Source organism: uncultured Clostridium sp. (assembly GCF_910588715.1).
Taxonomy (GTDB): Bacteria; Bacillota; Clostridia; order Clostridiales; family Clostridiaceae; genus Clostridium.
Genome location: NZ_CAJURG010000006.1, coordinates 87,027 through 98,425, shown reverse-complemented (window position 1 = coordinate 98,425; position 11,399 = coordinate 87,027). Strand labels below are relative to the sequence as shown.

Genomic DNA, 11,399 nt, shown 5'->3' with positions numbered 1-11,399 from the left:
AGCATATGAAAAAGATTGATTTAACACAAGGAAAGGTTATTAATGTACTTATAGCCTTAGCATTACCTATTATGGGAAGTTCGTTATTACAATTTACCTATAATTTAATAGATATGCTATGGGTAGGAGGATTAGGGAGTGATGCTGTAGCAAGTATTGGTTCATCAAGTTTCTTTATTGGATTAGGATATTCAATTAATTCATTAGTTGTTATAGGAACAGGAATAAAGGTTTCACATGCTATTGGAAGAAAAGATAATAATGAAGCAAAAAAGTATATTAATTCTGGGATAATGATAAACCTTATTTTAGCAATAATATATTCATTAGCTTTAATATTTTTAGGAAAAAGTTTTATTTCATTTTTAAGTCTTAATAATGAATTTGTAGAGAAAAATTCCTATTATTATTTAGCTTTAAATGCACCAATTTTATTTTTTGCATTTTTTAATTTGTTATATACTAGGATATTTAGTAGCTTTGGAAATAATTCAGATTCTTTTAAGATAAATGCTGTAGGAATGATAATAAATGTAGTTTTAGACCCAATATTTATTTATGTATTTAAATTAGGAGTTTTAGGAGCAGCAGTAGCAACTTTAATATCAAATATAGTAATGTTTATACTTTATAAGATAAAATCAAAAGGAATATTGCATTACGATAAAGAATTAGGTATTGAAAGAGAAAAAATAATAGAAATTATAAAGCTGGGTTTTCCAATGACCTTTCAAAGAGTATTATTTACAATAGTCAATATAATTTTAGCTAAGATAATTGCTATATTTGGAACAAATTCAATTGCAGCACAAAAGATAGGATTACAAATTGAATCAATAACATATATGGTCATTGGTGGATTAAATGGAGCAATAGCAAGTTTTACAGGACAAAATTTCGGAGCTAATAAGTTTAAAAGAATAAAAAAGGGATATTATACTGCATTAACTTTAGGAATTATTTATTCAGTAATTATGTCCATAATATTTATTATTTTTAAAAAGCCAATTATAAGATTATTTGTAAAAGAAAAAGATACTATTTTAATAGCTAGTTATTATCTGCAAGCTGTTGCATTTTCTCAGAGCTTTAGTACAATAGAAATGGTATCAAATGGATTATTTACCGGACTTGGCCTACCTAAAATTCCAGCTTTAATTAGTATTATTTTTACTGTTTTAAGAATTCCTATGGCTTTAATATTAATTAAACCCCTTGGAATTAGTGGTATATGGTGGAGTATAGCTATTTCAAGTATATTAAAAGGATTAGCTGCCTATTTTATATATCTAATAAAGATAAGGAGAAATTACAAATATGTTGAATAAGATAAAGAAATTATTTTCTAGTTCAGAAATTTTAAGTGGAAACTTTGGTATTGAAAGAGAAACTTTAAGATTAGATGAAAATGGGTATTTAGCAAAAACTGATCACCCAGAGGTGTTTGGAGATAAATCACATAATCCATACATTACAACTGACTTTTCTGAAAGTCAAATAGAAGTTATAACACCAGCATTAAAAAGTGTTGAAGAGGCGTATAATTTTACTAGGAGCTTATATGATATTGTTGCAATGGAAATTAAAGATGAATATTTATGGCCAGAATCAATGCCTTGTATAATTCCAGAGGATAAGGATATTCCAGTTGCTAAGTTTAATGGTTCTAGCAAAGAATCACAGGAATATAGAGAAAAGTTATTAATAAAGTATGGTGGCAAGAAGCAACTTATATCAGGAATTCATTATAATTTTTCTTTTGATGAAGTTATAATTAAAAAGTTATATGAAGATAGTGAAGAAAAATTATCTTATAAAGAGTTTAAAGATAGTATTTATTTAAAGGTTGCTAGAAATTATTTAAGATATAGATGGCTTATAGTATATCTTTTTGGTGCAGCTCCAATTGTACATGAAAGTTTTATTAATAGTTGTAAATGTCCATTAAAGGAAGTTAATCATAATGAATATAGTAGTTTAGGTGCTATATCTCATAGAAATGGAAAGTGTGGGTATAAAAATAAAATAGATTTATTCCCAAGCTATAATACTGTTAGTGAATATTTAGAAAGTATAGATGGATATATTAAAGATGAATTAATAGATAGTCACAAAGAATTATATAGTCAGGTAAGATTAAAGCCAAGTGATACAAAAAATTTTAAAGAATCTTTGCTTAAAGATGGAATTAAATATTTAGAATATAGAACTATTGACATTAATCCATTTGAAAAGGGTGGAATAAGCTTAGAAGATTTAAGATTTTTACAAGTGTTTAATATTTATTTATTAACTAAAGAAGAAAGCAATTTTGAAAATTGGCAAGAAGAGGCTTTAGAAAATCAACAATTAATAGCAGTTCATGGCGTTGATGATATTGAATTAAAGTTTAATGGAAAATCTATTAGTAAGATAGATTTTGGGTTAGAAATTCTTAATGAAATTATGATTATTAACGATGAACTAAATTTAGGATTTAAAGATTTAATTAACAATATGATTGTAAAACTTAAAGATAGCAAATTAACATATTCTTATAAAATAACAGAAAAAATAAAAGAAGAGGGATATATTAATACATTTTTAAATTTAGCTAAAGAATATAAAAGTTCTGCATATAAAAATAGATTTAAATTAGAAGGTTATGAGGATTTAGAATTATCAACTCAAATTTTAATGAAAGAATCTATTAAAAGAGGAATTACTGTAAATATAGTTGATAGAACTGAAAACTTTATATCTCTTAAAAAGGGCGAAAAAATAGAATATGTAAAACAAGCAACTAAAACATCTAAAGATACTTATGTTTCTGTTCTTATTATGGAAAATAAAACTGTAACTAAAAAGGTTTTAGAGGAAAAGGGAGTTAAAGTTCCAACGGGTGAAGAATTCAATAGTATAGAAGAAGCAAAAGCAAAGGCATATAATTACGTTGATAAACCAGTTGTTATAAAGCCAAAGAGTACTAACTTTGGTATAGGAATAAATATTTTTCCAGAGGGTGCAAATTTAGAAGATATAATTCATGCTTTTGAAATAGCATTTAAAAATGATAACACAGTACTTATAGAAGAATTTATTAAAGGAAAAGAATATAGATTTTTAGTTATAAATGATGAAGTAGTAGGAATTTTACATAGAGTTCCTGCAAATGTTATTGGTGATGGAGAAAAGTCTATAAAAGAGTTAGTTGAAGTTAAAAATCAAGACCCATTGCGTGGAAAGGGATATGTAACACCTCTTGAAAAAATAAGGCTAGAGGAAAATGCAAAATTATTTTTAAAGCAACAAGGTAAAAACTTTGACTATATTCCTAAAAAGGATGAAATAATATATTTAAGAGAAAATTCAAATATTAGTACTGGTGGAGATAGTATTGATTATACTGATGATATTCCACAAAAGTTTAAAGATATAGCAGTAAATGCAGCAAGAGCAGCAGGAGCTAAAATTTGTGGAGTAGATATGATGCTTGAAGATTATAGTGATGAAAACACTAATTATGCAATAATAGAATTAAACTTTAATCCTGCAATTCATATACACTCATATCCTTATAAGGGAGAAGAAAGAAAAATTGCCACTCATGTTTTAAAATTATTAGAATTAATTTAAGAATAATAATTTAAATTTTAATTAGAATTTTGTGATATTAAAAATTAATGGTATTTAAAAAATATCATTAATTTTTATCATCACTATATTTAAGAATTAGAATAATTTGGGTATAGAGTTGAAAATTTGTGAAAAATTACTTATAATTATTTATAAATATAAAAAAAGTTAAATGAATATATGAAAAATTTATATGTATTTATTTAAGTTGTTTTATGTTAGTATATAAAAATTATATTTAAATAAGCTTATCAACATTATGCAATAGTTTAATTTAACATAAGTCAGGTGTTAAGTATTGTAAATGCAATGTTAAGTTAATAAATTTATAAAAGATGTTAGTTTAGTTATAATATTGAACCTATTGAATTATAAAATAATATTTAATATAAATGAGTTGATTTAAAACAACTTTTGTTTTTATGCAAAGAAATAGTGAAAATACATTACGATAAACAATTATGGAGGATTTTAATGGAAAGTAAAAAGAAGATAAAAGTTATACCATTAGGTGGACTAGGAGAAGTAGGAAAAAATATAACAGTAATAGAATATGGTGAAGAAATAATAGTTGTAGATTGTGGAATGACCTTTCCAGATTCAGAAATGTACGGTATAGATGTTGTAATTCCAGACGTGACTTATTTAGTTAATAATAAAGAGAGAGTAAAGGGATTTTTTATAACTCATGGACATGAAGATCATATAGGGGCAATACCATATATATTAAATCAAATTAATGTACCAGTTTATGCTACTAACTTAACAATAGGATTAATTCAAAATAAGCTAGAAGAACATAAAATGCTTGATGTAGTAGATTTAAATGTAGTTAAACCAGGGGATATTATAGAGTTAGAAAAATTAAAAGTAGAATTTATAAGAACTAATCATAGTATTGCTGATAGTTGTGCATTAGCTATTCACACTCCACTTGGGATTGTAGTTCATACTGGTGATATTAAAGTAGATTTTACACCAGTTGATGGAAAAGTAATAGATTTACAAAGACTGGCTAAAATAGGAAAACAAGGTGTATTATTGCTTATGGCAGATAGCACTAATGCTTGTCATCCTGGTTATACAATGTCAGAGAGAACTGTAGGAGAAACTTTAGATAATTTATTTAGCAAAGGTAATGGAAGAATAATAGTAGCTACATTTGCATCTAATATTCATAGATTGCAGCAGATAATAAATTCATCTGTTAAGTATGGAAGAAAAATTGCTTTTAGTGGAAGAAGTATGGAAAAAATATCAGAAGTTGCAATAAAGCTTGGATATTTAAATATGCCAGAAGGATTATTAATTGATTTAAAAGATTTAAGTTTATATAGAGATAATCAAATAACAATTGTAACTACAGGAAGTCAAGGGGAACCAATGTCAGCTCTTACTAGAATGGCATCATCTACACATAAAAATATTCAAATAGAAAAAGATGATATGATAATTATATCTGCAAATCCTATTCCAGGAAATGAAAAAGCAGTATCTAAGGTTATAAATGAATTAACACAAAAGGGTGCAAATGTTATTTATAAATCAATAGAAGAAATTCATGTTTCAGGTCATGCTTGTGAACAAGAGTTAAAATTATTACAATCAATTTTAAAACCTAAATATTTTGTGCCAGTACATGGTGAGTATAAGCATTTAAGAAAGCATATATTAATAGCAGAAGAAGTAGGCTTACCAAAAGAGAGATCATTTATTTTAGAAAATGGTGATGTGTTAAGTTTAAATAGAAAATCAGCAGTTATAAGTGGTAAGGTTCAATCTGGAAATGTTTTAGTTGATGGTATTGGAGTTGGAGATGTTGGTAATATAGTTTTAAGAGATAGAAGGAATCTTTCAAAAGATGGTATTATAAACATTATTGTAGCAATAGAAAAGGAAAGTCGTGCTATCGTTTCAGGTCCAGATATTGTTACTAGGGGATTTATATATGTAAGGGAATCAGAAGAGCTAGTAAACCAAATAAAGAGAATATCTTATGATAGTATACAAAATTCAATAGATAAAAATATATTTAAATGGTCAGAAATAAAAAATAATATTAGAAATGATGTTGGTTCATTTATATATAGTAAAACAAAAAGAAAACCTATAATTGTACCTATAATTATGGAAGTATAATTTAAAAATAAAAATAGAAGTTTTTAAACTTCTATTTTTATTTTACTATTATTTTTGCTTAATTTATAAGTAAATATATTACCAATAATTTTAATTGCTTTTGCTTTAGATGATGTAGCAACACATAATAAATCTTTAAAATCATTAAGAATAAGATTTTCCTTTTGAGCTTTAACTTCTAAGCTTTTAGGAAATATTTGTTTTGTCATAAAGCAACCATCTTCATATATTATTTCAGCAGTTTTTTTATAAGTAAAACTATTTTCTTGATAAGTTACAACATCACCTTCAAAGATTTCACGTCCAGAAGAATCACAAATGCCTGTAGGCATTAAAAGGATTGAATCTTCAAAAGATACTATTTCTTCGTCGTTTTTGTCTCTATCATAATAGTAAACAACTTCATCCATGTAATCTATTCTAGTTACCTTAAAACATTTATTTAGAACCTTATTATATATTTTAAATCTTAATTCCTTTTCCACTAAAAACACTCCAATCTATAATAATAGAAATACTTGTTTACATAACATGTACTATTATAACAAATTCAGAAAAAAATGGAAATATATTTATTTAAAATTACATAATATTTCTTTTAAAATCATAAATATAAGTTATTAAGGTTTATTTATGGGTTGGTGATGGAAGTGTTAACTATTGATGAAATAAAAAATATTAAAGAAATTTGGAGTAAAAGTGGATTTATAAAACTAAAATGTACAAATGGAAAATATTATACAATGAATTTTAAAATAAGTCATATATTTGAATTAGGAAAGATGTATATAGGAAATAATTTAATATTATATTTAATTGATAAAAAACATGAAAAGATGGCTCTTAATGCTATAAGTAAAATAAATAGTATAAAATATGATAATTTTGATATGGAGATAGAGTTTAATAAATATTTACCAAAAATAAAAGAATGTTTTAAAACAATATCAGGTGAAATGGGAATAGTAGTTCAAAAGGATGAAGATTTAATTTTATTAAAAGATTTAATAACATGTTGTAATGGAAAAATTTCATTAAGTGAAATAAGTTATATTATTAGTTCATTATATAATATTGCTTGTTTTATTAATTATAATGGATTGTCTCACAATGGAATAACACCATATAGTTGTTTTGTATCAATTAAAAATAAATATGTGTCATTACTTGGGGGATGGTGGTATGCTAGTAAGCTTGGAAAACCTATTTTAGGTATGCCTAAGGAGATAAGAAATATAGTAAGTTATAAGTTTAATAAATCTAATTCTATAATAGATTTAGAATCAATAAGGTCAATGGGAAAAAAGCTTTTAGGTGATAGTAATGGAATAATATTATCTAGGTGCAGAGGTGCTTCTAAAAATTTGATAGTTTGGTTAGAAGAAAATAGTAGTAGTAATCCATTTGATGAATATACAAAATGGACAATTATATCTAAAAAAATGAAAGATGAAAACTTTATAAGGTTAGATTTAAATAAGAAAACTTTTTATAATGAAGTTTAAAACTATGTTGTTATACGATATAGTTTTAAATTTTTTTGTGTTTATTAAAAATCTTTATGTTATAATTTGATTAAAAAAATATTAATAAAATTTGGAGGATTTATATATGTCATTTGATAAATTAGATATAAAAGATAATATTGAAAGAGAAGGAAGAGCTTGCATAGTAATTTGTAATTTAGTAGGGAAAGACCTACAAAAGGTTAAAAATTGTGCAATGATTTTAGGTATTAAGGATCAAATAATTTTAAATAGTAAAAATGGAAATACAATTATTAAAGATGTATTAGATAATAATATAAATTCAGATTGTGAAGATGGAAGAAAAGAAAGGGCTATAATCTTTAATGCAATTCCACCTGCAAAAATGAGTATGTTTATTGAAAATTTAAAAAGAGTAAGAGTTAATAATGTTTTAAAGGCTGTAGTTACAGAAACTTCAATAGAATGGACAGTTAATGAGTTACTTTCAAATTTACTTGCAGAACGTGTTGCTATAAGCAAGGGTGATTTTTCAAGTAATCATTCTAAATAACATATTTTATAGTATAGTGAGTCTTTAATGTAAAATGTTACTTTTTTAGACTCACTAAAATTAAGTTCTTTCTTAAAAAGTTTAGCAGTTTTAGTATAAAAGTAGCAGATATGTTTTATTGTTTGTCAAAAAAAACTTATGTATAATTTCATTATAAAGTATTACTTTACTAAAAAAGGGGATAAGAACATGTATAAGTATGGAAGAGGAATGTGGAAAACAATAGAACAAGGTAATGAATTATTATGGGTAGTAGGTAATGGAATTGGTGGATATGCAAATCATACTGTTGCTGGTGGAGCATCACAAGCATTTCATGGATATTTAATAGCTTCATTAAATGCACCTGTAAATAGAAAGCTTATACTTACAAGAGTGCAAGAGCAAATTTTTATTAAAGATAGAGAATATGATTTAACATCTCAACAATATATAGGAACTTCAAAAAATGGACAAGAGTATTTAGAAAAGTTTACTTTAGATGCTATTCCAGAGTATGTTTATAGAGTTGAATATGTTTATATAAATAAAACTATAGCCATGGAATATGGTCATAATACAGTAGCTGTTTGCTATGAAATTGAAAATGGAAGTGAAGAAGCTAGTTTGAATTTAGTTCCTTTATTTAATTATAGAGAAGCTGGAGAAACAAGCGAAAGGTCAGACTTAAAATTTGATGTTAATGTAAGTGAAAAAACTTTAACATTAGTACCAGAACAAAATAAGGATATAAAAATAGATTTTTATACTTCTGAAGGAGAATATTTTGATAGAGGTTTAATCCCTACAAATATGGCAACACCAAATTATTTAATAGAAGAAAATCACTTTTATATGATTGATCATAGAACAGGATTTTTAGGTGTTGATAATCATTACACACCCTATGAAATTCATATAAAATTAAAGCCATTTGAAAAGAAAAGGTTTTATGTTAAGTGTAGTATAGAAGGATTAAACGAGAAAACAGGCTTTGATATTATAAGAGAATATAAAGAAAGAGCAGAAAGCTTAGTTAGTAATGCAAATTTAAATGATGATTTTGCTAATAATTTAGTCAAGGCAGGAGACCAGTTTATTGTAAATAGAGAAAGTACAGGTTTAAAAACTGTATTAGCTGGATTACCTTGGTTCACAGATTGGGGTAGAGATACAATGATTGCATTTGAAGGTCTTACTTTAGTAACAAAAAGATTTAATGACGCTAGGGAGATTTTAGAGTCATTTGCAAGATATATAAAAAATGGACTAGTTCCTAATGTATTTCCAGATGCTAATACTGAACCGGGATATAATACTGTAGATGCTTCTTTATGGTATTTCCAAGCTGTTTATAAATATTTAAAATATACTGGAGATTTAAGTGATTATAAATTTATAGAGGAAAAAATTTATCCAAAATTAAAGGAAATATATAAAGCTTATTCAACTAAAACAGATTTTTCAATTGGAATGGATACTGATGGATTAATATTTGCTGGGGGAGGTCTTGACCAAGTTACATGGATGGATGTTAGAGTTGGGGATTATGTTGTAACTCCTAGACATGGAAAGCCAGTTGAAATAAATGCTTTATGGTATAATGCATTAAAAATAATGGAGGATTTATCTGTAAAGTTTGGTGATGACAATAGTGAATATATAAAACTTTCTGAAAGAGTTAAAAAGTCTTTTAATGATAGATTTTGGAATGAGGAAAAAAGTTGCCTTTATGATGTTGTAGATGAAAATGATGATAAAATAAGACCAAATCAAATTTGGGCAGTATCATTACCATTTTCTATTTTAGATAGAGAAAAAGAAAAGATGATAGTTGACACTGTATATAAACATTTATACTCAACTTATGGATTGCGTTCACTTTCATTTATGGATAAAGAGTATAAAGGTAAGTATATAGGAAAATTATTTGATAGAGATTGTGCATATCATATGGGAACAACTTGGGGATTTTTGATAGGTGGATTTATAACAGCTTATTGTAAGGTTAATAATTATTCTAAAGAAGCTATAAATAAAGCAAATTATATGTGCAAGGTATTTGAAGATATTATGAAGGATGGATGTATAAATGGTATAGCTGAAATTTTTGATGGAGATTTTGCTTCTACAGGAAGAGGATGCTATACTCAAGCTTGGAGTGTTGCAGAGCTTTTAAGAGCTTATACACAAGATGTAATGCCATATTTAAATAAATAATAATTTTAGTTTTTAAAGAGAGTTGTATCGTATTTAAGATTTTTAATTCAATATTAATACAACTCTTTTTATTATATAATTTTTATTGATATTATCTATTAAAAATTATTTTAATAGAGTTAATTTTAATTTTATATAAAATTATTAAAAAATTGTAACTAAATAATATTATTAAAATGTTGAGCATATAAGTAATGTATAACAAAAGTAAATAAAATATATTGGAGGTATGGTTAAATGAATAAAAATGAAAAGATTTTATTAGGAGCAGCATGTTTTTTTGCAGGAGCAGTAACAGGATTTTTAATATCACCTATTAAAAAAGGAATATACTGTGGTAATAACAGTGGAAATAAATATAATGACAAAAATGAAAGTGTTGAAAGCTTAGATGAAATAGATAAAGTTTTAGATGAAGTTAATCAAGTTATAAATAATGTATCAAAGGGACAAGATGAAGAAGTATTAGATTCAGAAGGTGTATAAATAAAGTTTGATTATTGACGCATAAATAATGTGTATAGTATAATAAATTAATCCTGTGAGGGAGTAGTTAGCATGTAAATGTTATTAGGTCAACATAATGGTTTTATAAAATCTGGCTTAATATTAAATAACGAGACTCATGTGTGCTTTTTTAGCATACATGAGTTTCGTTATTTTTGCATATAAGTAAAAATTTAAGAGAATAATAAATAATAAGTAAGGAGAATGAAAAAATGAGCATTATTACAATTATACTTACAGCATTTGCTTTAGCAATGGATGCATTTGCAGTATCAATTACTAAAGGAATGACTTTAAAAAAATTAACTAAAGGAACAGCTATAAAAATAGCTTTATTTTTTGGAGTTTTTCAAGCTGCAATGCCTTTAATTGGATGGATTTTAGGAATAAGCTTTCAAAGTTATATAAAAGCTATAGACCATTGGATTGCTTTGATATTACTATCAATTTTAGGTGGAAAAATGATTTATGAATTTTATGAAGGACGAAAAGAAAAAAAAACTTGAAGAAGATGCTGAAAATGAAGTAAGTAGTACTTTAGAAAGCGAAGGAAATAAGATTTATGAAATATCTAATAAAGAATTAACAACTCTTGCTATTGCTACAAGTATAGATGCTTTAGCTATTGGAATAAGTTTTGCCTTTTTAAATGTAAATATAATTTCTTCATCATTAATAATTGGAATAATAACTTTTATATTATGTTTTATTGGTGTTATTGCAGGAAGAAAAGTTGGTGGAGTATTTAAAGATTATGCTGAGCTTATAGGAGGAGTTATTCTTATTCTTATAGGTATAAATATTTTTAATGAACATACAGGATTTATAATGAATTTGATAAATAGTATATTTTAAACATAAGTTGCCTTATATTTAGGCAACTTAATTTATAATTATTT

At 25.5% G+C, this 11,399-nt stretch carries 8 protein-coding genes and 1 pseudogene; 8 read left to right on the top strand and 1 reads right to left on the bottom strand.

Going from position 1 to position 11,399, the window contains the following annotated elements; translation table 11 throughout:
* Positions 1–5: 5 nt before the first annotated feature.
* The 3 genes from QZ321_RS09625 to QZ321_RS09615 all read left to right on the top strand — a co-directional run bounded on the left by QZ321_RS09625 (position 6) and on the right by QZ321_RS09615 (position 5,754).
* Complete coding sequence (locus QZ321_RS09625; RefSeq protein ID WP_291747717.1) at positions 6–1,328, top strand: MATE family efflux transporter; 1,323 nt, start codon at positions 6–8, stop codon at positions 1,326–1,328.
* Positions 1,318–3,615 (top strand): bifunctional glutamate--cysteine ligase GshA/glutathione synthetase GshB, encoded by a 2,298-nt coding sequence (gshAB, locus tag QZ321_RS09620; RefSeq protein ID WP_291747719.1) that lies wholly within the window; start codon positions 1,318–1,320, stop codon positions 3,613–3,615. Before QZ321_RS09625 ends, gshAB begins: the two co-directional genes overlap by 11 nt.
* A gap of 474 nt (positions 3,616–4,089) precedes the next feature.
* A complete protein-coding gene (locus QZ321_RS09615; RefSeq protein ID WP_291747722.1) occupies positions 4,090–5,754 on the top strand; it encodes a ribonuclease J in 1,665 nt (554 codons plus the stop codon).
* A 23-nt stretch (positions 5,755–5,777) separates the two neighbouring features.
* Here the strand turns inward: QZ321_RS09615 and QZ321_RS09610 are convergent, their stop codons facing one another.
* A complete protein-coding gene (locus QZ321_RS09610) occupies positions 5,778–6,239 on the bottom strand; it encodes a YopX family protein (RefSeq protein WP_291744427.1) in 462 nt (153 codons plus the stop codon).
* A 159-nt stretch (positions 6,240–6,398) separates the two neighbouring features.
* Here QZ321_RS09610 and QZ321_RS09605 point away from each other — a divergent pair, with 159 nt between their 5' ends.
* From QZ321_RS09605 to QZ321_RS09585, 5 genes and pseudogenes are all read left to right on the top strand, one after another.
* The gene (locus QZ321_RS09605; protein ID WP_291747725.1) at positions 6,399–7,259 is read left to right on the top strand and encodes a hypothetical protein; all 861 of its coding nucleotides are present in this window, start codon (positions 6,399–6,401) and stop codon (positions 7,257–7,259) included.
* Positions 7,260–7,365: 106 nt separating this feature from the next.
* Positions 7,366–7,794 carry a DUF3783 domain-containing protein gene (locus tag QZ321_RS09600; RefSeq protein WP_291747726.1) on the top strand — a complete coding sequence of 143 codons (429 nt, stop codon included), beginning with the start codon at positions 7,366–7,368 and terminating at the stop codon, positions 7,792–7,794.
* Positions 7,795–7,983: 189 nt separating this feature from the next.
* Complete coding sequence (locus QZ321_RS09595) at positions 7,984–9,993, top strand: amylo-alpha-1,6-glucosidase (RefSeq protein ID WP_291747729.1); 2,010 nt, start codon at positions 7,984–7,986, stop codon at positions 9,991–9,993.
* Between the two features lie 237 nt (positions 9,994–10,230).
* Positions 10,231–10,479, top strand: coding sequence for a hypothetical protein (locus QZ321_RS09590; protein WP_291742256.1), 249 nt, complete (start codon positions 10,231–10,233; stop codon positions 10,477–10,479).
* 233 nt (positions 10,480–10,712) lie between these two features.
* Positions 10,713–11,355, top strand: a pseudogene (locus QZ321_RS09585) (manganese efflux pump MntP family protein).
* The last annotated feature ends 44 nt before the right edge of the window (positions 11,356–11,399 follow it).